This window comes from Xanthomonas sp. (assembly GCF_017163755.1).
Lineage (GTDB): Bacteria > Pseudomonadota > Gammaproteobacteria > Xanthomonadales > Xanthomonadaceae > Xanthomonas_A.
Window position 1 is genome coordinate 60536 of record NZ_JAFIWC010000024.1, and the last position, 21207, is coordinate 81742.

Here is a 21207-nt window from a genome sequence, read left to right on the forward strand (position 1 = left end):
CTGCAACGATCGGGCGGTCGCCGTCACGCATCGGCATCGGTCCACTCGTCGCCGAACAGTTCCGGTTCTTCGTAGGCCTGCAGCGCCGCGAAGTGCTGCTCGCGATCCTCGGCGTAGAAGTGCCCGGCCAGCGCGTGGGCCAGGCGCCAGGCGCCGACGCTGATGCCGGGAATGTCACCGGACAGCTTGCCCAGGCTCAGCGCCGCCGGGTAGTTGAAGCAGTGCACGCGCGCCAGCCATGGGCACGCGCCGGGCTCGCGTTGCTGGAACGCGAAATCCAGCCCCAGGTCGGGCGAGTTCTCCAGCTCGGCGTCGTCCTGGCCGGGCGGGGTGGGGAAACGGTGCTTCCATAACCGGATGTGCGGGGCCAGCGCCGCCAGTTCCGGGCGCTGCGCCAAGTCCACGCCGAAGCCGGTGCCCACGATCAGGAAGTCCAGCCGGTACTCGCCCTTGGGCGTGCGCAGCAGCAGCTCGCCGTCCTCCTCGCACAGTTCCAGCACCGGGCTGGCGAAATGGAAGCGGGCATTGGCGTGGCGCGACACCCGCAGCGTGCTGTCGCGCGGCGGCGGCACCTGTTGCTGGTTGACGTAGTGCTGGAAGCGCCACTTCCACGCGTCCGGCAGCCCGGCATAGCCGAGGAAGTTGCCGGGGCCACTGCCGCCCTTGCCCTTGTTGATGGTCGGCATTCGCGCGCGGCGCACGAACAGGTCCAGCTCGGCGGCGCCAGCCTCCAGCGCGCAGGCGGCGTTGTCCATCGCCGAGGCGCCGGCGCCGATCACCCCGACCCGGCGCCCGCGCAGCGCGGCGAAGTCGATCGGTTCCGCCGAATGCGCCCACAGCCTGCGCGACAGCCCGGAGCAGAAGTCCGGGATCACAGCCCCGCCCAAGGCGTCGCGGCCGGTCGCCAGCACCAGCCGCCGTGCGAACAGTTCGCGCTCGCCGCCGGCGTCGCGCAGACGCAGCGCCAGCAGGTCGTCCTCGCCGCGCAGGCCGAGCAGCTCGGTGTGGTTGGCCACCGGCACCTGCATCACCTTGCGGTACCAGACCAGATAGTCCATCCACTGCGTGCGCGGAATCTTGTCCAGTGCTTCCCACGCCTGCGTGCCGAAGCGGGCCTCGTACCAGGCGCGGAAGGTCAGTGCAGGCAGCCCCAGCGCCGGGCCAGTCAGTTGCTTGGGCGAGCGCAGCGTCCGCATCCGCGCGTAGTCCAGCCATGGACCTTCGCGGCCCGGCCCGGAACGATCGAACACCTGCGCGCGCACGCCGCTCAGGCGCAGCGCGGTGGCGGCGGCCAGCCCGGCCATGCCGCCGCCTATCACCGCCACGTCCAGCAGCTGCTGTCCATGCCGGCGGCGTTCGGGTACCCACGGGCGCGGCGGCAGTTCCAGCCACGCCAGGTCCTGGCGCAACCGCGCTTCCAGGGCTTCCAGATTCGTGGGGGGAGGGGGGAGGTGGCTCATGCGTCGCCGTGGATCCGTTGCAGCAGCGCATCGTGGGCGCCGAGTTCGTGGCGCACGAAGCCGGGCAGCAACGCGCGTGCGGTGTCCTCCAGCGATCCGATCAGCGCCCGCGTGCTGGCCGAGAGCGGGTGCGCGTAGGGCGTGATCGTGCCGAAGAAGAAAGGTATGTCGACTTCCAGCGGACGCACCACGACGCCGTCCTGCGGGATGCCCAGCGCGCTGACCGGATCGACCAGGGCGATGCCCAGCCCGGCGCGCGCCATCTGCGTGGCGTTGAGCGAGGCATTGGTCTCCAGCACGTGCAGCGGCTGCGGCGCACCCGCCAGCACCTTGTCGATGCGCCGGCGCAGCCGGAACGGGTTGGCCAGGGTGATCAGGGTCTGCCCGGCCAGTGCCTCCAGCGTCAGCCGCGGCGCGGCGGCCAGCGGCGAGCCGGCCGGCAGCACCGCCACGCACGGCGCCTCGCCGATCCAGTGCACGTCCACGCCGCGATGCTCCAGCGGCAGGCTGACCACGCCCAGGTCCATGGTCCTGCTCAACACCGCGTGCACCACCTGCTCGGCCGGCAGGCTGCGCAGCTGGACATGCTGTGGCCGTGTTTCGGCCGGCAGCCGTGCCAGCGCCGCCGGCACTAGCCCGGCGGCAAGCGCCGGGGTGGCGACCAAGCGCACCTCCAACGTCTCGTCCTGGCAGATGCGCTCGGCGCGCTGGCGGATCTGGCGCACCCCGGCCAGCGTGCCCTCGACCTCGGCCTGCAACAGGAACGCCTTGTCGGTGGGCGTGACCTTGGGGCCGTTGCGCTCGAACAGCAGGAAGCCCAGCTCATCCTCCAGGTCACGGATCAGCCGCGTCACTGCCGGTTGCGAGCGGCCGAGCATCTGCCCGGCCCCGGTGATGCTGCCGACCGACATCACCGCGGCAAAGGCTTCGAGCTGGCGCAGGTCCATGCTGTCTCCGGATCATCAATAAATTGAAAGAAAACGGATATTGATCCGTTTTGTTGATGATATTTCACCAGGGATGTGGATCGAAGATGGCGAATGCATAAGCAAATGCCAGATGGAGATGACCGGAAGTCATGAATTTATTGCGATTCGCGGCATCCGGAATTTAGCATCGGATAAACGCATGAATAATCAAGAAGAATTCATAAAAAGCATTCTTCATTCGATTTCTGCATGCAGCCGTGCAGCCGTACAGCCGCAGGCGTCATCCCTACCGAACCGGACTCCTTCATGCATCCCGTGCCATACCCCCCCAACTCCGCCCCGGGCCTCTCCCGTTCCCCCCTGGCATCGCTGATCGGCTTGGCGCTGGCAGCCTGCGCCGGCGGCGCGCTCGCCCAGCAGGCCTCCACGCTCGACACCCTCACCGTCACCGGCACCCGCGGCCAGACCCGCACGGTGGCCGCCGCGCCGGCGCCGATCGACGTGGTCCCGGCGGCACAGTTGCAGACCATCGGCCGCGACGGCCTGCAGGAGGCGCTCAACGCCCTGCTGCCCTCGTACAACCTGCCGGCGATGACCGGCTCGGGCACCGGCGGCGTGGTCCGCGCCGCCGGCCTGCGCGGTCTCAACGCCGACCAGGTGCTGGTGCTGGTTGACGGCAAGCGCCGCCACAACAGCGCGCTGTTGCAGAGCAGCTCGTGGACCAGCAGCGGCGCGACCCCGGCCGACCTGGACCTGATCCCGGTCAGCGCGATCGACCACATCGAGATCCTGCGCGACGGCGCCGCCGCGCAATACGGCTCGGACGCCATCGCCGGCGTCATCAACATCATCCTCAAGCGCGACGACAGCGGCGGCCAGGCCCAACTCGGCTGGGGCAGCAACTACGAGGGCGACGGCATCACCGTCCAGCAGAGCGTGAGCCACGGCTTCGCGCTGCCCAACGACGGCTTCCTGCACCTGGCGCTGGACAACCGCGACCAAGACAATTACACCCGCGCCGACAAGGCCACCCGCTACGACGCCGACGGCAACTCGCAGGGGCTGCAGCTGATCAACCAGGGCTACGGCAACCCCAAGACCCAGATCACCAACCTGTCCTACAACGCCGAACTGCCGCTGTCAGGCGACGCAGTGCTGTATTCGTTCGCTACCGCCGCCCACCGCGAGGGCTGGAAGCACGCCAACTTCCGCCAGGCCAACGCCAACGGCAACCTGGTCGAGCTGTACCCGGACGGCGCCTCGCCGCGCCAGGGCCTGCGCGAGAACGACTACCAGTTCGTGTTCGGCGCGCGCGACGACTGGGGCGGCTGGAATGCCGACCTGAGCACCAGCTACAGCCACGACAAGGTGCGCCTGCTCAGCCACAACAATCTCAATCCGACGCTGGGACCGGACAGCCCGCGCGATTTCCGCCTGGGCGCGCAGGTGTTCGCCCAGTGGACCAACAACCTGGACCTGACCCGCGGCTTCGACACCGGCCTGGCCAAGCCGACCCAGGTTTCCTGGGGCCTGGAACACCGCTACGAGAAGTGGGAACTGCGTGCCGGCGAAGCGGACTCCTACCGCAGGGGCGACTACGTCTACACCGATGGACCCTATGCCGGACGCAGCCCCAACGCCGCCACCGGCGTGCGTGGCATCAGCCCGGACGATGCCGGCAGCGCCGACCGCAACGTCTACGCCGGCTATGCCGAGGTCGGCATCCAGCCCACCGACAAGTGGTACGCGGCGCTGGCGCTGCGTCACGAGCGCTACGACGACAGCGCCGGCAACACCACCAACGGCAAGCTCACCACCCGCTACGAATTCACCCCGCAGTTCGCGCTGCGCGCCACCGCCAGCACCGGCTTCCGCGCGCCCTCGCTGGCCCAGAACACCTACCAGCAGAGCACCGTCAGCGCCTACCAGGCCACCACCGACGGTTACGTGCAGTACTACTACAAGCTGCTCTCGCCGACCTCGGCGATCGCCCAGGCGCTCGGCGCCCAGGCGCTCAAGCCGGAGAAATCCCGCAACTACAGCCTGGGCTTCAGCTGGACGCCGCTGGACGCGCTTAGCGTGACCCTGGACGCCTACCAGATCGACATCGACGACCGCATCGTGCTGTCGGACGTGCTCACCGACGCCTCGGTGGTGGCGCTGCTGGAATCCTACGGCCTGAACGACTTCAACGGCGCGCAGTTCTACACCAACGCGGTGGACACCCGCACCCGTGGCGTGGACCTGGTGGCCGAGTACCGCGCCGACTACGGCCGCATCGGCCGAGTGCGCTGGAACGCCTCCTACAACCACAACGAGACCGAGCTGCAACACGTCGACGACAGTGTGGTGCTGGGTACCCAATACCCGATCTTCGGGCATTCGGCGCGTACCTACCTGCTGCGCGGCAACCCGCGCGACAAGCTGATCCTCGGCGGCGACTGGCGACTCGGCCCGTGGGGCGCCAACCTGCGCGTGACCCGCTACGGCGAGGTGACCCAGCCCGGCTCCACTGCGGCCACCGACCGCACCTTCGGCGCCAAGTGGATCGCCGACCTGAGCGTGGACCGCGGCTTCGCCAACGGCCTGACCCTGACCGTCGGCGCCAACAACCTGTTCGACAGCTACCCGGACAAGATCGGCATCGTCAGCAGCACCGGCTTGGGCGCGTATGGCTACATTTCCCCGTTCGGCTTCGGCGGCGGCTACTACTACGCGCGGCTGGCCTACAACTTCTGACCGCGCCCGCTTATGGAGGGGTCACTTCGGTGGAGATGGCGCTTTCCGGGAAAGCCTCTCGCGACTGAAGCCGCTCCTGCAATAAAAGACCAACGAAGAGGACCCGAAATGAACCGAAGGCAAGTTCTGCAAGGCATCGGCGCGCTGGCGGCCGCCGGCCTGGCTCGCGCCGAGGCCGCCCCGCCTGCGCCTGCGCGAGCGCCCGCCGCCGCGCGCCGCAGCATCCAGATCAACGCCGCCACGCTGAACTACTCCATCGCCGGCGAGGACAACGAGCATCCGCTGATCGTGCTGCACGGCGGCCGCGGCCAGGGCCAGCACGAGGGCGTGTTCGCCGCCAACCGGGCGCTGGCCGACCGCTATCGCGTGATCGGCTTCGACATGCGCGGGCACGGCCATTCCAGCCTGACCCCGCCGTACACCTTCGACCAGATCGTCGAGGACATCGAGCAACTGCGCCAGACCCTCGGCGGCAATCGCAAGATGGTGCTGTCCGGCGGCTCGTTCGGCGGCTTCATCGCGCTGAGCTATGCGGTGAAGTATCCGCAGCACCTGACGCACCTGATCCTGCGCGGTACCGCGCCCAGCTATCGCCACGAGGAGGAGGCGATCGGAAACTTCCAGGCGCGCGCGGCCAGCAAGGCGCCGGCGGCCACCCGTGCGATGCTCGACAAGGTGTTCACCCCGACCATCACCGACGACGAGGAGTTCCGCCTGATCATGTTCGCGCTGGCGCCGATGTACCTGCCCGAGGGCGCCACCGCGGACTACGACAGGATCCTGGAATCCTCGCGCAAGGGCATCTATCACGCCAAGGTCCACAATGACCTGTACCTGCCCGAGGTCTGGCGCCGCTACGACGTGGTCGACCGGCTCAAGGACATCCCGGTGCCGACGCTGGTGATCTGCGGCGAGTCGGACTGGATCTGCGACCCGGCGCAGTCGCGGCTGATGGCATCGAAAATCCCGCGTTCCAGGCTGGTCGTGGTACCCGGCGCCGATCACGCGGTGCCGCCGGAGGTGCTGCTGCGCGAAACCCGGGCTTTCCTGGCGGAGAGTTGAGGCGAACCAGGCGCCGCTCGACTCCCCAGGCGATCGCCGCATTCTGTTGCTGCGGTAGCCGTCGACGCTTACGTGCGCGGCGTGCAGCGCGGTCGCGCATTGCGCGAACCGGTAGCCGCGCGCTTCGAGCGCGCGATCGCCGAGCGGCGCGCCGGCGCGCCGCGGCACGAGCCACGCCGGGTCGCCGCCCTCTTCGCGCGCGCGCTGGCCAAGCGCGATCTGCAGGTGCTGCGGACCCCGCGCGACGTCGCCGCTGGCGCCGGGCTGCCGTGGGACGGCCACCGGGTCGCGGTGATGGCGCCGGCGCCGGGTTCCGGCCGGGCTGCTCGGTGTTCGCTGCCGGAGGCGCGGCCACCGTCGACGGCGGGCTGATCTGTCAAGAACGGCGATCCCGATCTGCCGTTCATGACGAGCACGACTTGTTGGTGCGGGACGCCGCGCCCGAACGCGGCTACCGCTCGTTGCGATGGGCGCCTGACGCACATCGCGAGCCGGGCGAGGGCATCTGCAAGCCCGCCGGCAACCCGACCCTGGAGCCCTCCATCTTCGAGCCGCAGCGCGCGCCGGGCCTGGGCGCTGAAGGGATTTCCCGACCGCACCGCTGCGTGTAGGTGCCGTCCGCCGCCGGCCCATGCGGTGCCAGCGCCCACGGCCAGGCGATAATCGCCAGGATCCCTCCGCACCGCCACGGTCTAACCCATGCCCATCACCCCGCAACAAGCCCTGCAACGCACCATCGAGCACCGCGAGATCTTCCACGACGAGATGGTCGGGCTGATGCGGCAGATCATGCGCGGGGAGGTGTCGCCGATGATGACCGCGGCGATCCTGACCGGCCTGCGGGTGAAGAAGGAGACCGTCGGCGAGATCGCCGGCGCGGCGACGGTGATGCGCGAGTTCTCGCGCACGGTACAGGTCGCCGACCGCACGCACATGGTCGACATCGTCGGCACCGGCGGCGACGGTTCGCACACCTTCAACATCTCCACCTGCGCGATGTTCGTCGCCGCCGCGGCCGGCGCCAAGGTCGCCAAGCACGGCAACCGCAGCGTGTCGTCCAAGTCCGGCAGCGCCGACGCGCTGGAGGCGCTGGGCGCGGTGATCGAGCTGCAGCCCGAGCAGGTGGCGCAGGCGATCGCCGCCACCGGCATCGGCTTCATGTACGCGCCGGTGCACCATCCGGCGATGAAGGTGGTGGCGCCGGTGCGCCGCGAGATGGGCGTGCGCACCATCTTCAACATCCTAGGCCCGCTGACCAACCCGGCCGGTTCGCCGAACATCCTGATGGGGGTGTTCCATCCGGACCTGGTCGGCATCCAGGCGCGCGTGCTGCAGGAACTGGGCGCCGAGCGCGCGCTGGTGGTGTGGGGCCGCGACGGCATGGACGAGCTGTCGCTGGGCGCGGGCACCCTGGTCGGCGAACTGCGCGACGGGCAGGTGCGCGAGTACGAGGTGCACCCGGAGGATTTCGGCATCGCAATGTCCGCCAGCCGCAACCTCAAGGTCGCCGACGCGGCCGAGTCCACGGTCATGCTGCTCGGCGTGCTCGACAACGTGCCCGGCCCCGCGCAGGACATCGTCGCCTTCAACGCCGGCGCGGCGCTGTACGTGGCCGGCGTGGCCGCCGACATCGGCGCCGGCATCGTCCTGGCGCGCGCGGCGATCGCCGACGGCCGCGCGCGCGCCAAGCTGGATGCGTATGTGGCGTGTACGCGGCGCTTGGCCGACGTTCGCGACTGAGGGTGCGGGACCCGAAGCGCCTGCCCCTGCCCGCCGGAGCGCACCGGCACCGGTATCGCGGCGGCGGTGACGATGTCGCCCGTTGTCCGTCCAGGGCGCCGGCAGCCCGCGTTGGGCGTGCGCGACGTGCGCGTTGTGCAGCCAGGCGAATGCGTCCGTTGCGGCGTGCGGAATACCTCCAGCCCCCCATCCGAGATGGCCGGTCCGTCGGCCGGCGCGTAAGCTGCCCGCTGCGCCGCGTCGGCGGCGTACGACGACAAAGGGTTTGCATGGCCAACCGCTCCTATCTCTACAGCCTCAGCAACCGGCCGGCCTCGTATGGCGATCGGCCCGAAACGATTTCCAGCCTCTCCGAATGGGCCTACGACGTGCCGTTCGTGTACCGGCTGCTGATATCGGCCGATCCCCAGTTGTGCGCGTCGCTGGTGGCGGAGGGTCTGGATGACGAGGAAGAGGACGAGGTCAAGGGCGGGGATGAGAGTGAAGACGAGGCTGGAGGCGAGGACGAGGAAGAAGAGGCGGACGATGAGGAAGACGCCGACCAGCCTGCGCGGCTGCATGCGATCAGCAGCCCGTTCGCCCCGGGCCTGGAGCGGGTCAAGCGCTTCGCCGAGATCGTCAAGGTGATCGCGGCCGCGCCTGCGCTGCCGCCGACTCCAGCGCCGACGGTCGCGCCCCCGGTGTCATTGATGGGACGCCTCAGGCAGCTGTTCTCGCCGCCGCCCGCACCGGTCGAAACGCCGGTCCCGGTGCCTGCGACGGTCGAGCACTTGCTAGGTTGGTTGGACGAGACCGTCGCCTTCCTGGAGGCGAACCGCGACGCGTTCCTGCTGCTGGAGACCGTCGAACTCGACATGATGTCGGCGATCGGCGAAGAAGATCTGCGCCACTGCGTCGAGCAGGAGATCGGTAGGTGCCGCGAGGTCGGCGCCGCCTTCGACGCTTTGCCGGCCGATCTCCACGAGGCCGCCAACCTGCTGCGGCGCCTGGCCGTCGAAGAGGGCGCGCCGCCGCTCGATGTCTTCCATGGCCTGCGCTTCGACGACGACTGCGACAGCACGCGAACCGGCGCCACCGAACGGCCGCTGGGACTGACGAACTGGTCCGAGGTGCTGTACTACGAATTGTCGGATCAGGAAGCGTTCGACGCAGACCAGGCCAAGGACTGAATCCGGAGCTTCGTCCCGTCGGGCCGAGCGGCACTGGTCGCAACGTGCGGCTCGCCGCGCGCACGTCGCACGGTGGAGAGCGACGTAGCGGATGAAGATGGATGCCGCCGCAACGGTCGTGTCGTCGAACCGGCCCGCGTTGCGCTTGCGGTCGCACCGCCGCCGTGGGCATCGCGCTCGCCGATGGCGCCGGCGCTACGCTGTTGCCGAGTCCCGAGTCCCGAGTCCCGAGTCCCGAAAAATCCCAGGTCCCGGGCTGTTCAGCCCCAACTTGGCCGATAATGCCGCGTCCCCCAGAACCCCGAGCGAATGAGCGACATCCTCCACACCATCCTCGCCCGCAAGGCCGAAGAGATCGCCGAGCGCAGCGCGCGGGTGCCGCTGGCCGAGCTGGTCGCGCGGATCGACGGTGCGCCGCCGGTGCGCGGTTTCGCCCGCGCGCTGCAGGCGGCGATCGCCGATGGCGATCCGGCGGTGATCGCCGAGGTCAAGAAGGCCAGCCCGTCCAAGGGCGTGATCCGTCCCGACTTCCACCCGGCCGACATCGCGGTCAGCTACGAGTTCGGCGGCGCGTCCTGCCTGTCGGTGCTGACCGACGTGGATTTCTTCCAGGGCCACGATAGCTACCTGCAGCAGGCGCGCGAGGCATGCACGCTGCCGGTGCTGCGCAAGGACTTCACCATCGACCCGTACCAGGTGTACGAGGCGCGCGTGCTCGGCGCCGACTGCATCCTGCTGATCGTCGCCGCGCTGGACGACCTGCAGCTGGCCGAGCTGTCGTCGCTGGCGCTGCAGCTGGACATGGACGTGCTGGTCGAGGTGCACGACATCGACGAACTGGAGCGCGCGATCCAGGTGCCGGTGCCGCTGATCGGCATCAACAACCGCAACCTGCGCACCTTCGAGGTGTCGCTGCAGACCACCCTGGCGATGCGCGAGGCGGTGCCGCGCGACCGCCTGCTGGTCACCGAGAGCGGCATCCTCGGCCCGGACGACGTGGCGACGATGCGCCAGGCGGGCGTGAACGCGTTCCTGGTCGGCGAGACCTTCATGCGCGCCGAAGAGCCCGGCGAGGCCCTGCGCCAGCTATTCTTCGGCAATGACTGAGACCTATCCCGCACCGCGCGCCGACGCGCCGCTGGTGGTATTCGACTTCGATCACACGCTCTACGACGGCGATTCGGGCAGCCACCTGTTCGCCTGGCTGATCCGGCGCAATCCGCTGCGGCTGGCCGTGGCGCTGCTGGCCACGCCGCTGCTCGGGCCGCTGGTGGCGATGTTGCCGACCCGGCGCAAGGGCATCTCCGGCTACGTGTGGATCGCCAGCTTCGGCCTGCACCGCGCGCGCGAGTTCAACCGCATCATCGACCAGTACGTGCTGCGCCACGAGGCGCAGATCCGCCAGCGGCTGTTGCCGCAGGCGCTGGAAGTCTTCGCCCGGCACCGCGCCGCCGGCGACCGCGTGGTCGTCGCCACCGGCGCGCCACCGGAGCTGGCGCGCGCGATCCTGGGCTTCGTCGCCCACCAGGACGTGCCGGTGGTCGGCAGCCTGATCGGCCCGCGGCTGGGCGCGGTCACCGCCACCCGCCACTGCCACAACCAGGAAAAGATGCGCATGCTGCGCGAGCTCGGCTACGGCCAGATCGCCATCGCCTATTCCGACAGCACCGCCGACCTGCCGCTGCTGCAGGCCGCGCGCGCGCCGGTGGTGGTCAATCCGAAAGCCTCCACGGTGGCGCTGTTCCGGCGCGTGCTGCCGCCGGGCACGCCGATCCTCAACTGGGGCTGCCGCGACCGCGCTGGCGAGCCGACGCGCTGAGCCGGCCCGGGAGAGATAGCGCCGCGCCGCGGCATCTTCGCGGCGGGCGACGCAGCGGCCCCGCCAACTCGCGCTCGCGCCGCCCGAAGCTACAGCCAGTGGAACAGCGCGGTGCCGATCTGCTGCAGGCTGATGCACAGCACCAGCACCCCCACCGCGACCAGCACCCAGCGCTCGCGCACGCGCTTGACCAGCAGCGCGGCGATCGGCGCGGCGACCATACCGCCGACCAGCAGGCCGAGCACGATCTCCAGGTGCTGGAGGCCCATCGTCAGCAGGAAGGTCAGCGAGATCGACAGCGTCACCAGGAACTCGGCGGCGCTGACCGTGCCGATGGTGGTGCGGGCCAGTCCGCCGCGTGCGAGCAGCGTGGAGGTGGCCACCGGACCCCAGCCGCCGCCGCCGCTGGCGTCGAGCAGGCCGGCGACGAAGCCCAGCAGCGGTACGCGCCGCACTTCGCCGCGCGGCAGCGCGCGGCCGAAGGCGCGCAGCAGGATCAGCACCGCCAGGGCGAGCAGGTACAGGTAGACGAACGGGCGGATCACCTCGCCGGGCAACTGGGTCAGCACGTAGGCGCCGATCGCCCCGCCGGCCACGCCAGGCAGCGCCAGGCGCAGGAACAGGCGCCTGTCGACGTTGCCCATGGCCAGGTGCGACAGGCCCGACGCGCCGGTGGTGAACACCTCGGCGGTGTGCACGCTGGCGCTGACCGCGGCCGGCGGCAGGCCCATGCTCAGCAGCACCGACGAGGACACCAGGCCGAACGCCATCCCCAGCGCGCCGTCGACCAACTGCGCGCCCAGGCCGACCAGGATGAACCAGTAGAACGTTTCGCTCAGAGCCATCGGCCGTCCCGTGGGACGGCTGCCGGCGCGCGGTCAGCGCGCGCCGTACAGCACCACGGTCTTGCCGCGCGCATGCAGGATGCCGTCGACCTGCAGCTTCTTCAGCACGCGGCCGGCCATCTCGCGCGAGCAGCCGACCAGCCGCGCCAGCTCCTGGCGCGACACGCGCAACTGCATGCCCTGCGGATGGCTCATCGCCTCCGGCTCCTGGGCCAGGTCGTGCAGCGTGCGCACGATGCGGTCGGTGACGTCGAGGAAGGCCAGGCGGCTGGCCTTGCGCGAGGTGTCGAGCAGGCGCTTGGACAGCTGCACGCCGATCGCGAACAGCACCCGCGGCGCATCGGCCGACAGCGAGCCCAGGAACAGCTGGTGCAGGCGCTCGTAGCTGATCTCGGCCAGTTCGCACGGGGTGCGGGTGCGCAGGATCACCTCGCGCTGGTCCGACTCGATGAACAGGCCCATCTCGCCGACGAACTCGCCGCTGCCGAAATAGCCCAGCACCAGTTCGCGATCGTCATCTTCCTCGGCGATGATGCTGACCGAGCCGCTGACCACGTAGTACAGGGTGCCGGCAGGGTCGCCGGGCCGGAACACGTCGGTCCGCGCCGGGTATCGACGCCGGTGGCTGTGCGCCAGGAAGCGGTCGATGGTGGCGGTATCCAACGTCAACGGACTTGGAGCGATGCGCACGGGTGACACGGCGGAGGTAGTCCCAGGGCTCATAGCGGCTTCACTACGGAATTGCCGAAGCTTAACGGGACGCGTTCTCTGCGGCAAACGAGAGGGGACCCGTGCATTTCGCTGCCGGCGCGTTTAGCCCATAATTGCATTTCTTCTCCCATGTCCATCCAGAGGATCCACCGCCGTGGTCAAGCCGTTGCCTCGTCTGAGGCTGCAAGGTTTCAACAACCTCACCAAGGCGTTGAGTTTCAACATCTACGACGTCTGCTATGCGATCTCGGAAGAGGAGCGCCAGCGCTACATCGAGTACATCGACGAACAGTACGATGCCGATCGCCTGACCCAGATCCTGACCGATGTGGCCGACATCATCGGCGCCAACATCCTGAACATTGCCCGTCAGGACTACGATCCGCAAGGCGCCTCGGTGACGATCCTGATCTCCGAAGAGCCGGTGATCGACAAGAAGCTGGCGGGCAAGGAGATCATCTCCGACGCGGTGGTCGCGCACATGGACAAGAGCCACATCACCGTCCATACCTACCCTGAAACCCATCCGCAGCACGGCATCGCCACGTTCCGCGCGGACATCGACGTAGCCACCTGCGGGGTGATCTCGCCGCTGAAGGCGCTCAACTACCTGATCGAGCGCCTGGAATCGGACATCGTGATCATGGACTACCGCGTGCGCGGCTTCACCCGCGACGTGAAGGGCAAGAAGCACTACATCGACCACAAGATCAACTCGATCCAGAACTTCCTGGCCAAGAACATCAAGGCGCGTTACGAGATGTTCGACGTCAACGTCTACCAGGAGAACATCTTCCACACCAAGATGCACCTGAAGGACTTCGACCTGGACCAGTACCTGTTCGAGGAGAAGGCCAAGAACCTCTCGTTCAAGGAGCGCATGCGCATCGAGGCGCTGCTCAAGCGCGAGATCGAGGAGCTGTTCCACGGCCGCAACCTGGCCGAATAGCGCCTGCACCACGGTCCGGCGGGACGTCCCGCCCTGCGGCATGCCGCAGAACACAGCCGACGGCGGCCCGATGCTCACGCATCGGGTCGTTTTTTTTGTCTACGAAATTCCTTTTTTGTCTACGGAGCTCGCCATGTCCTGGATCTACCTGCTGCTCGCCGGTCTGTTCGAGATCGGTTTCGCCGTCGGCCTGAAGTACAGCGACGGCTTCACCCGGCTGTGGCCGAGCCTGGCGACCGCGGCGGCGGCGGCCGTGAGCCTGTGGCTGCTGACCCAGGCGATGCGGGCGATACCGCTGGGCACCGCCTATGCGATCTGGACCGGGATCGGCGCGCTGGGAACCATGCTGCTGGGCATCGTCCTGTTCGGCGACAGCGCCTCGCCGGCACGGCTGGCCTGCGCCGGCCTGATCGTGCTCGGCGTGATCGGGCTGAAGCTGGCCCCGGCCTGAGCGATGGAGCGACGCGCGGCGCCGCTCAGGCGGCCACGGCGCGGCGCCGGCCGCGCAGTACGCGGCCGATCAGCAGCTGGTGCGCGGCCACCGCGAGCAGCGCGGCGATCGGCAGCGCGATCGCGGTGCGGGTGAACACGCCGCTGAGGTCGCCGTCGTGCTGCAGCTGCTCGAGCCGGCCGAAGCGCGCCGGGTCGGCGTTGGCGTAGGCGATCTCCACCGTCGCGCCGTCGAGCAGCAGCGGCGCCGCCTCGGTGGCATTGGTGGTGAACGCACCGCGGTGCAGCCGGCCCTTGGCCTCGAACACGTAGTGGAAGCGGTAGCGCTGCGGCTTGGCATGGCTGCCGACCGCGCCGTCGGCGATCACCGGCACCGTCGCCACCGAATGGTCGCGCAGGATCGCGTTGGCGTGCCGGTAGTGGCCGAGCATGTGATGCAGCAAGAGGCCGGCGCCGAGCACGAACAGGCTGGCGAACAGCAGGCGCGAGAGCCGGCGGGTCAGCGGCCGTGGCGTAGCGGTAGAAACGTATGCGGTCATGTCTGTCGTGGTGGCGGGCGCGGTCGGAAGTCGCTGCGCGGTCGTATCCAGCCCCGGTCCAACGGCGCCGGATCACACGGCCAATCGTTTCCTGGTGCTTGCGTGGCGTTGACGTGTTTCAGTCATCTTCGGTTCATTTTAGCCCAAGCCGGCGCGCATGACCAGCGCGGCCGGGCCACCCTCGCGCGCGGCCGCGGGGCCCGCCGCCGCTCAGAGCCGGTAGGCCACCGCCTTCATCAGGCGCGAGGCGGCGGCCATGACCGTGGGGATCGGCGGCGGCAGGCGCCGCGCGCCGGCATGTTCGGCATGTTCGGCGTGGCGCGCTTCGTCGGCCTTCATCACCTTGAGCACGTCGCGGCTGCGCAGGTCGGCCGGCGGCAGCGTATGCAGGTGTTCTTCCAGATGGGCCTCGACCTGGCGTTCGGTCTCAACCACGAAGCCCAGGTTCCAGCCGTCGCCGCGCAGGCCGGCCAGGGTGCCGATCGCATAGCTGCCGGCGTACCACAGCGGGTTGAACAGGCTCGGGCGGCTGTCCAGCTCGCGCAGCCGTTCGGCGCACCAGGCCAGGTGGTCGGTCTCCTCCTGCGCGGCCTCGAGCAGGTGCGCGCGCGTGGCCGGGTCGCGCGCGACCGCGGCCTGGCCGAAGTACAGGCCCTGCGCGCAGACCTCGCCGACGTGGTTGATGCGCATCAGCCCGGCGGCGTGGCGGCGCTCGGGCGCGGCCATCACCACGTCCGGCGTGGCCTGGGCCGGATAGGGGCGCTGCGCCGGCGGGTCGCCGAACACGGTCTCCAGCGCGCGCTGGGCCTCGACCAGGACGCGGTCGAGCGGGGTATGCAGGCGGGGCGCCGTCATGGGGCAGGCCTAGGAGGCGGTGGGGAGCTCGATTTTCGCCCCGGCCCGGCGCCCTGCCAAGGGCGGCGCGGCGCTGCAGGCGACGGCGCGGGCGGGCTTGCAAGCCGGAAGGGCGCCGCGTACAATCCCGCCTCTTGCGTTTTCGCAATTCACAACGCGTGGCAAAGTTCCGGCAGCGTCCGCCGCCGTAATCCGCCCGACCAACCGAGTTTTATAATGAGCACTTTCACCGCTAAGTCCGAGACCGTCCAGCGCGACTGGTATCTCGTCGACGCCGCCGGCAAAACGCTGGGCCGGCTTTCCACCGAACTGGCCCGCCGCCTGCGCGGCAAGCACAAGCCGGTCTACACCCCGCACGTCGATACCGGCGATTATCTGGTGGTGATCAACGCCGAGAAGATCACGGTCACCGGCAACAAGCTCAACGACAAGAAGTACCACCGCTTCACCGGCTACATCGGCAACCTGAAGACGGAGACCCTGGCGCAGGCGCTGGAGCGTCACCCGGAGCGCGTCATCGAGACCGCGGTCAAGGGCATGCTGCCGAAGGGTCCGCTGGGTCGCGCCATGTACCGCAAGCTCAAGGTCTACAAGGGCTCCGAGCATCCGCACTCCGCCCAGCAGCCGCAAGTTCTGGATATCTAATCATGGCTATCACGCAAAACTACGGCACCGGCCGCCGCAAGTCCTCCACCGCCCGCGTGTTCCTGCGCAAGGGCACCGGCAACATCACCGTCAACAACCGTCCGCTGGACGAGTTCTTCGGCCGTGAGACCGCGCGCATGATCGTGCGCCAGCCGCTGGAGCTGACCAAGAACACCGAGAGCTTCGACATCCTGGTCACCGCCTCCGGCGGCGGCACCACCGGCCAGGCCGGTGCGATCCGTCTGGGCATCGCCCGTGCGCTGGTCGAGTACGACGAAACCCTGAAGTCCGAGCTGCGCAAGGCCGGCTTCATGACCCGCGACGCCCGCGAAGTCGAGCGCAAGAAGGTCGGCCTGCACAAGGCCCGCCGCGCGACCCAGTTCTCCAAGCGCTGATCCACCGCGCTTGGCAGGGATCCTTCGGGGTCCCTGCTGGGATACGCAAAAGCCCGGCTTCGGCCGGGCTTTTGTCGTTTTAGGGTTTGGGTTCGCGTCTGGATGGCTGGCACGTCCTCATGGCGGAGCCAGCGCTGGCGATGGCTTGGAGCGTGCGCGTTCGATCGCTGCGTCAAGGTCGTGCTTTTATTCAGCAGTATCGGCAGCCGAGCGCGTGCTCTCCCGGCCTCTGCGGGTCTGAGTCTTTGCGTCCAACGTGCACCAGGCGTCTGGTGGAAAGCCCCCTTGGAGTCCAAGGGGGCGCGCCGATAGGCGCGGGGATGTGGAGAGGGAAGGCTGGGGCCCGCACCTTGCCTCGCAAGGTGCGGGGCGTAGGCGCGCAGCGCCTACGCGAACCCGCCAAACAAAAAGCCAAAGGCCGATCTTTCGATCGGCCTTTGGCTTTTTGTTTGGCTGCCCCGGATGGATTCGAACCACCGAATGCCTGAGTCAGAGTCAGGTGCCTTACCGCTTGGCGACGGGGCAATGTCGCAGACTGCAATTATCGCACGCCTGAGGCGGCAACACCAATGGTGGCTATGGGTGGACTCGAACCACCGACCCCAGCATTATGAGTGCTGTGCTCTAACCGGCTGAGCTACATAGCCTTGGTGAACCGCCAATTCTTATAGCAAAAGTGGCCTCTGTCAATCCATTTTTGCCGCGCTTGTGGGGCGGGCGCAGCCGTGGCAGAGTCGGAGCCAGTAGATTTTTCAGGAGTCCGCATCGTGATCGATCCGGACGGCTATCGACCGAACGTAGGCATCGTGCTGATGCGGCCGGACGGTCAGGTGTTCTGGGCACGACGCGTGCGCCGGGACGGCTGGCAGTTCCCGCAAGGCGGCATGAATACCGACGAGACCCCGGTGGAGGCCATGTACCGCGAGTTGCGTGAGGAAACCGGGTTGTTGCCCGAGCACGTCCAAGTGCTCGGAGCCACGCCGGGCTGGCTGCGCTATCGGCTGCCCAGCCGTGCGATCCGCCGCAACGAACGCCAGGTGTGCATCGGCCAGAAGCAGGTCTGGTTCCTGCTGCAGATGACCTGCGACGAGAGCCACGTGAACCTGGAGCTCACCGAGACGCCGGAGTTCGACCATTGGCGCTGGGTGGATTTCTGGTACCCGGTGGAGCACGTGGTGCTGTTCAAGCGCGGGGTCTATGCGCGCGCGCTGCGGCACCTGGCGCCGCTGGCGCAGACCATCGCCGGCGCCGGCATCCGCGCGATGCCCACGCTGGCGCAGGAGGCGTGGATGCCGGGCAGCGCCGCTGGCCACGATCGCCCGCGCAAGCGTCCGCGCAAGCGCAGCGGTCCCTGGGTCGCCCGTATTAATAACGATTAACGGGCGGAATTGACAACCATTCTCACTTTCGGTTGAATGAGTGCCGGCGCAGTCCGCGCCGGCCGCCCGTCATCGCCATCGTGTACGTCTGCATCTGCAATGGGGTCACCGATCGCCAGATCCGCGAAGCCGCCGAAGCCGGCTGCCGCACCGTGTCCGAGCTGACCATGCGCACCGGTTGCGGCGCGACCTGCGGCTCCTGCCTGGACATGGCTGGGGACCTGCTCGAGCGCGCCCTGCTGCGCGACCTGCCATTGCCGGTGCTGGGCCTGGCCCAGGCCGCCTGAGCGCGCCGCCGCCTGGCGGCATCGGGATGATCACGATTCGCGTTCCTTCACCGCGTCCGCCGATTCGCTAGAGTCTGCGCTTTGCAGATTCCGGAGCGACGGGCATGAAGGGCGACGCCAAGGTCATCGAGTTCCTCAACAAGGTGCTCTACAACGAGCTGACCGCGATCAACCAGTACTTCCTGCACGCCAAGATGCTGAAGAACTGGGGCCTGAAGGAACTGGCCGAACACGAATACAAGGAATCGATCGACGAGATGAAGCACGCCGACAAGCTGGCGGACCGCATCCTGTTCCTCGAGGGGCTGCCGAACTTCCAGGCGCTGGGCAAGCTGCGCATCGGCGAGAATCCGAAGGAAATCCTCGAGTGCGACCTGGCGCTCGAGCAGGACGGCACGACGACGCTGCGCGAAGGCATCGCCTACGCCGAGTCGATCCAGGACTACGTCAGCCGCCAGCTGCTCGCCGACATCCTGGAGTCGGAAGAGGAGCACATCGACTGGCTGGAAACCCAGCTGGACCTGATCTCGCGCATCGGCGAGCCGAACTACCTGCTGACCAAGCTGGACGACTGACGCGCGTTCGCGACGGCGCGTGTCGCGCGCCATCGCGGGGTAGTACTTCGGGGGCGTGCACGGAGGCTAGGCTGCCGCGCCGGTCGATGCCGCGGACCAAAAGCTCCCTGCGGCAACCTTGCGCGCGCGCTCGGCACTCGCGCTCCGGCGGCGTCCGGCGCAACGTCTCAGTGGGCGCCGCTGGTTGCGGTATCGGCGGCGCGCAAGGTGTTGCGGTAGCCGTTCAGCGCCAGCCGCGCGCGTGCGAACTCGGCGATCACCAGCGCCACGGCGACCGCCGGCCGTTCCAGGTTGTGCGCGCGTACGCCGGCTTCGATGCGCAGCGCCGCCGCCGACAGCGCCAGCGCGCCGACGTTCGCCGCCGCCGACTTCAAGGTGTGCGCGGCCTCGCTCAGCGGCGCCAGCTGCGGCACCGAGGCGGCCTGTTCCAGTTGCTGGATCAACTGCGGCGCATCGCCGAGGAACAGCTCGATGATCTGCGCGGTGGTGTCGGCGCCGGCGATCTCGCGCAGTTCGTCGAGCACGGCGACGTCCAGCACCGGCAACGGGGTGGGATGCTGCGCCGATTCGAAGCTGGGCTCGATCACGGCGTGCGCACGCGCAGGCGCCGCTTCGGCGCCCGGCGAAGGCGCCTCGGCGAGCGCGGTGCCGCCGGCCGCCGCCGGCATCGCGCCGGCCGCGGCCGCATGCCGCGGCAGCCAGCGTTGCAGGCAGGCGTGCAGGCGCTCGCGGCTCACCGGCTTGGACAGGTAGTCGTCCATGCCGGCGTCCAGGCAGCGCTGGCGGTCGCCGGCCATCGCATTGGCGGTCATCGCCACGATCGGCAGCCGCGCGGCGTGGCGTTCGGCCTCCGCCGCGCGCCACTGGCGGGTGGCGGCGTAGCCGTCCAGCACCGGCATCTGGCAGTCCATCAGCACCAGGTCGTATGCCTGGCGCGTCATCTGCGCCAGCGCGGCGGCGCCGTCGGCGACGCTGTCGGCGCGGTAGCCGAGCACCGCCAGCATCTTCTGCGCGACCAGCAGGTTGACCGGGTTGTCCTCGACCAGCAGCAGGCGGTAGTCGCCGCTCGGCGAGGCGGGGCCGGCATGCTCGGATTCGGATTCGGATTCGGCCGCGGCGGGCGTGGCCGGTGCCGTTTCTGCCTGGACCGGCGCCGCCGCAGGCACGATGTCGCCGTCGGCCGCCTCGACAGGCGCTGGCGGGTCGTCGTTGGTCGGCGTCGCGGCCGGAGCGGCGGCCGGCAGCTGCGCGAGCATGCCGCGCAGGTCGATGTCCGGCGCCTGGCGCGACAGCAGCACGCCGTGCGCGCGGATCTCCTCGGGAATCTCGGCCTCGCCGTACAGCCAGATCAGGCGCACGCCCTGCTGCGCAGGGACGCGCGCTACGCCGCGCTGCAGCGCGCGCGCGCTCTGGCGCAGGCCGTCCAGGTCGCCGAGCACCACGTCGTACGCCGGTGCCGTGCCGAAGCTCACGCGCAGCCGCTCCAGCGCTTCCTGGGTGGAATCGACCTTGCCCAGCTGCACGCCCCAGCTGGGCAGCAGCAGCTTCATCCGCTGGTACAGGCGCACGTCGGCACCGACCAGGAGCACGCGCAGCCGCGGCAGCCCGCCCTGCGCCTGCGGCAGGTCGCCGATCACCTTCAGCAGCGGGATCTCGAACCAGAACGTGGCGCCGCGGTCGGGGCTGGACTGCACGCCGATGCGGCCGCCCATCAGGTCGACGATGCGCTTGCAGATCGCCAGCCCCAGCCCGGTGCCGCCATACAGCCGGGTGGTCGAGGCGTCGGCCTGGGTGAAGGAGTGGAACAGCCGCTCCTGCTGCTCGGACGGGATGCCGATGCCGGTGTCGCGCACCTCGAAGCGCAGCAGGTGCTGCGCCGGGGTTTCGCCGAGGCGGCGCACCTGCAGCGCGACGCTGCCGCGCGCGGTGAACTTGATCGCGTTGCCGAGCAGGTTGCTCAGCACCTGCCGCAGCCGCACCGGGTCGCCGCGCACCGGCAGGCGCACCGCCGGATCCAGCTGCAGGTCCATGCGCAGGCCCTTGGCCTCGGCCGAGCGCTGCATCAGCTGCAGCACGCCGTCGAGCAGTTCGCGCAGGTTGAAGCTGGTGATCTCCAGCTCCAGCCGGTTGGCCTCGAGCTTGGAGTAGTCGAGGACGTCGTCGACGATGCGCAGCAGCTGCAGCGAGGAGTCGTTGGCCGCGCGCAGCATCTCGCGCTGCTCGGTGCCCAGCTGGCCGCGCGCGATCAGCTCCAGCATCGGGATGATGCCGTTGAGCGGGGTGCGGATCTCGTGGCTCATCGTGGCCAGGAACTCGCCCTTGGCCATCGACGCGGCTTCGGCGGCCTGCTTGGCCTGCAGCAGTTCCTGCTCCAGCCGGTCGCGAAGATGCACGTCGCGTTGCAGCGCATCGCGCTCGGATTCGGCGAGCGCGGCGCGCGCGCTGGCCGCGTCCAGCGCCGCGCCAAGGCGCCGCGCCTGCCATGCCGCGCCCAGCGCGAGCGTGGCGGCGGCGAGCAGGCAGCCGGCCGCGATCGCCCACGACGATGGCGGCAGCGGCAGCCACGGCGAGGCCAGCGCGGCGCCGGCCACGGTCAGCGCCGCGGCCGACGCGGCCAGCCATGCCGGCGACAGCCGCTGGCGCCGTCGCCCGCGCACCG

The 21207-nt window shown here is 69.2% G+C and carries 21 protein-coding genes and 2 tRNA genes; 14 read left to right on the top strand and 9 right to left on the bottom strand.

All coding sequences use genetic code 11. From position 1 onward, the window contains the following. Positions 1–23: 23 nt before the first annotated feature. Positions 24–1460 carry a flavin-containing monooxygenase gene (locus JR065_RS16120; RefSeq protein WP_206235321.1) on the bottom strand — a complete coding sequence of 479 codons (1437 nt, stop codon included), beginning with the start codon at positions 1458–1460 and terminating at the stop codon, positions 24–26. After that, positions 1457–2407 (bottom strand): LysR family transcriptional regulator, encoded by a 951-nt coding sequence (locus JR065_RS16125; RefSeq protein ID WP_206235322.1) that lies wholly within the window; start codon positions 2405–2407, stop codon positions 1457–1459. The genes JR065_RS16120 and JR065_RS16125 overlap by 4 nt, the downstream gene beginning before the upstream one ends. A gap of 360 nt (positions 2408–2767) precedes the next feature. Between JR065_RS16125 and JR065_RS16130 the strand changes: the two genes are divergently transcribed. The 7 genes from JR065_RS16130 (at position 2768) to JR065_RS16160 (ending at position 10918) form a co-directional block, all read left to right on the top strand. After that, positions 2768–5128: a TonB-dependent receptor plug domain-containing protein gene (locus tag JR065_RS16130; RefSeq protein ID WP_206235323.1), complete on the top strand. Its 2361-nt coding sequence runs from the start codon at positions 2768–2770 to the stop codon at positions 5126–5128. 108 nt (positions 5129–5236) lie between these two features. Beyond that, complete coding sequence (locus JR065_RS16135) at positions 5237–6190, top strand: alpha/beta fold hydrolase (protein WP_206235324.1); 954 nt, start codon at positions 5237–5239, stop codon at positions 6188–6190. A 72-nt stretch (positions 6191–6262) separates the two neighbouring features. After that, complete coding sequence (locus tag JR065_RS16140; RefSeq protein WP_206235325.1) at positions 6263–6562, top strand: hypothetical protein; 300 nt, start codon at positions 6263–6265, stop codon at positions 6560–6562. A 327-nt stretch (positions 6563–6889) separates the two neighbouring features. Beyond that, entirely contained in the window at positions 6890–7930 is a 1041-nt protein-coding gene (trpD, locus tag JR065_RS16145) for an anthranilate phosphoribosyltransferase (RefSeq protein WP_206235326.1), read from the top strand. A gap of 269 nt (positions 7931–8199) precedes the next feature. Continuing rightward, on the top strand, positions 8200–9099 hold the full coding sequence (locus JR065_RS16150; RefSeq protein WP_206235327.1) for a hypothetical protein: 900 nt from the start codon (positions 8200–8202) through the stop codon (positions 9097–9099). A gap of 309 nt (positions 9100–9408) precedes the next feature. Beyond that, positions 9409–10206: an indole-3-glycerol phosphate synthase TrpC gene (trpC, locus tag JR065_RS16155; RefSeq protein WP_206235328.1), complete on the top strand. Its 798-nt coding sequence runs from the start codon at positions 9409–9411 to the stop codon at positions 10204–10206. Continuing rightward, positions 10199–10918: a haloacid dehalogenase-like hydrolase gene (locus JR065_RS16160; RefSeq protein WP_206235329.1), complete on the top strand. Its 720-nt coding sequence runs from the start codon at positions 10199–10201 to the stop codon at positions 10916–10918. Before trpC ends, JR065_RS16160 begins: the two co-directional genes overlap by 8 nt. Positions 10919–11007: 89 nt before the next feature. Here the strand turns inward: JR065_RS16160 and JR065_RS16165 are convergent, their stop codons facing one another. Both JR065_RS16165 and crp read right to left on the bottom strand, forming a co-directional pair. Continuing rightward, positions 11008–11763, bottom strand: a complete 756-nt coding sequence (locus tag JR065_RS16165; protein ID WP_206235330.1) for a sulfite exporter TauE/SafE family protein — start codon at positions 11761–11763, stop codon at positions 11008–11010. 33 nt (positions 11764–11796) lie between these two features. After that, entirely contained in the window at positions 11797–12486 is a 690-nt protein-coding gene (gene crp, locus JR065_RS16170; protein ID WP_206235331.1) for a cAMP-activated global transcriptional regulator CRP, read from the bottom strand. A gap of 142 nt (positions 12487–12628) precedes the next feature. On the opposite strand from crp, the gene speD reads away from it, so the two are divergent. Together speD and sugE are read left to right on the top strand one after the other, a co-directional pair. Next, a complete protein-coding gene (gene speD / locus JR065_RS16175) occupies positions 12629–13423 on the top strand; it encodes an adenosylmethionine decarboxylase (protein WP_206235332.1) in 795 nt (264 codons plus the stop codon). A 133-nt stretch (positions 13424–13556) separates the two neighbouring features. Beyond that, complete coding sequence (gene sugE, locus JR065_RS16180; protein ID WP_206235333.1) at positions 13557–13874, top strand: quaternary ammonium compound efflux SMR transporter SugE; 318 nt, start codon at positions 13557–13559, stop codon at positions 13872–13874. A gap of 25 nt (positions 13875–13899) precedes the next feature. Here sugE and JR065_RS16185 read toward each other — a convergent pair whose 3' ends face one another. After that, entirely contained in the window at positions 13900–14412 is a 513-nt protein-coding gene (locus tag JR065_RS16185; RefSeq protein ID WP_206235334.1) for a hypothetical protein, read from the bottom strand. 210 nt (positions 14413–14622) lie between these two features. Then, a complete protein-coding gene (coq7, locus tag JR065_RS16190) occupies positions 14623–15267 on the bottom strand; it encodes a 2-polyprenyl-3-methyl-6-methoxy-1,4-benzoquinone monooxygenase (RefSeq protein ID WP_206235335.1) in 645 nt (214 codons plus the stop codon). 216 nt (positions 15268–15483) lie between these two features. On the opposite strand from coq7, the gene rplM reads away from it, so the two are divergent. After that, on the top strand, positions 15484–15912 hold the full coding sequence (gene rplM / locus JR065_RS16195) for a 50S ribosomal protein L13 (protein WP_206235336.1): 429 nt from the start codon (positions 15484–15486) through the stop codon (positions 15910–15912). A 2-nt stretch (positions 15913–15914) separates the two neighbouring features. Beyond that, complete coding sequence (gene rpsI, locus JR065_RS16200; RefSeq protein WP_011035728.1) at positions 15915–16307, top strand: 30S ribosomal protein S9; 393 nt, start codon at positions 15915–15917, stop codon at positions 16305–16307. 450 nt (positions 16308–16757) lie between these two features. On the opposite strand, the gene JR065_RS16205 is transcribed toward rpsI, so the two are convergent. Together JR065_RS16205 and JR065_RS16210 are read right to left on the bottom strand one after the other, a co-directional pair. After that, positions 16758–16832: transfer RNA gene (locus JR065_RS16205), tRNA-Gln, on the bottom strand. Positions 16833–16877: 45 nt separating this feature from the next. Further along, positions 16878–16954, bottom strand: a tRNA-Met gene (locus JR065_RS16210). Between the two features lie 120 nt (positions 16955–17074). Between JR065_RS16210 and JR065_RS16215 the strand changes: the two genes are divergently transcribed. From JR065_RS16215 to bfr, 3 genes are all read left to right on the top strand, one after another. After that, positions 17075–17686 carry an RNA pyrophosphohydrolase gene (locus tag JR065_RS16215; protein ID WP_206235337.1) on the top strand — a complete coding sequence of 204 codons (612 nt, stop codon included), beginning with the start codon at positions 17075–17077 and terminating at the stop codon, positions 17684–17686. 80 nt (positions 17687–17766) lie between these two features. Next, a complete protein-coding gene (locus JR065_RS16220; RefSeq protein ID WP_206235338.1) occupies positions 17767–17973 on the top strand; it encodes a (2Fe-2S)-binding protein in 207 nt (68 codons plus the stop codon). A gap of 104 nt (positions 17974–18077) precedes the next feature. Then, complete coding sequence (bfr, locus tag JR065_RS16225) at positions 18078–18548, top strand: bacterioferritin (RefSeq protein ID WP_206235339.1); 471 nt, start codon at positions 18078–18080, stop codon at positions 18546–18548. A gap of 167 nt (positions 18549–18715) precedes the next feature. On the opposite strand, the gene JR065_RS16230 is transcribed toward bfr, so the two are convergent. Next, a complete protein-coding gene (locus tag JR065_RS16230; RefSeq protein ID WP_429001878.1) occupies positions 18716–21205 on the bottom strand; it encodes an ATP-binding protein in 2490 nt (829 codons plus the stop codon). Positions 21206–21207: the final 2 nt, after the last annotated feature.

Excerpts from the sequence above, each read along its gene's own strand:
- JR065_RS16160 (WP_206235329.1), top strand. The coding sequence starts at position 10,199 with ATGACTGAGACCTATCCCGCACCGCGCGCCGACGCGCCGCTGGTGGTA.
- JR065_RS16185 (WP_206235334.1), bottom strand. The coding sequence starts at position 14,412 with ATGACCGCATACGTTTCTACCGCTACGCCACGGCCGCTGACCCGCCGG.
- JR065_RS16150 (WP_206235327.1), top strand. The coding sequence starts at position 8,200 with ATGGCCAACCGCTCCTATCTCTACAGCCTCAGCAACCGGCCGGCCTCG.
- rpsI (WP_011035728.1), top strand. The coding sequence starts at position 15,915 with ATGGCTATCACGCAAAACTACGGCACCGGCCGCCGCAAGTCCTCCACC.
- coq7 (WP_206235335.1), bottom strand. The coding sequence starts at position 15,267 with ATGACGGCGCCCCGCCTGCATACCCCGCTCGACCGCGTCCTGGTCGAG.
- rplM (WP_206235336.1), top strand. The coding sequence starts at position 15,484 with ATGAGCACTTTCACCGCTAAGTCCGAGACCGTCCAGCGCGACTGGTAT.
- bfr (WP_206235339.1), top strand. The coding sequence starts at position 18,078 with ATGAAGGGCGACGCCAAGGTCATCGAGTTCCTCAACAAGGTGCTCTAC.
- crp (WP_206235331.1), bottom strand. The coding sequence starts at position 12,486 with ATGAGCCCTGGGACTACCTCCGCCGTGTCACCCGTGCGCATCGCTCCA.
- sugE (WP_206235333.1), top strand. The coding sequence starts at position 13,557 with ATGTCCTGGATCTACCTGCTGCTCGCCGGTCTGTTCGAGATCGGTTTC.
- JR065_RS16120 (WP_206235321.1), bottom strand. The coding sequence starts at position 1,460 with ATGAGCCACCTCCCCCCTCCCCCCACGAATCTGGAAGCCCTGGAAGCG.
- trpD (WP_206235326.1), top strand. The coding sequence starts at position 6,890 with ATGCCCATCACCCCGCAACAAGCCCTGCAACGCACCATCGAGCACCGC.
- JR065_RS16135 (WP_206235324.1), top strand. The coding sequence starts at position 5,237 with ATGAACCGAAGGCAAGTTCTGCAAGGCATCGGCGCGCTGGCGGCCGCC.
- trpC (WP_206235328.1), top strand. The coding sequence starts at position 9,409 with ATGAGCGACATCCTCCACACCATCCTCGCCCGCAAGGCCGAAGAGATC.
- JR065_RS16125 (WP_206235322.1), bottom strand. The coding sequence starts at position 2,407 with ATGGACCTGCGCCAGCTCGAAGCCTTTGCCGCGGTGATGTCGGTCGGC.
- JR065_RS16165 (WP_206235330.1), bottom strand. The coding sequence starts at position 11,763 with ATGGCTCTGAGCGAAACGTTCTACTGGTTCATCCTGGTCGGCCTGGGC.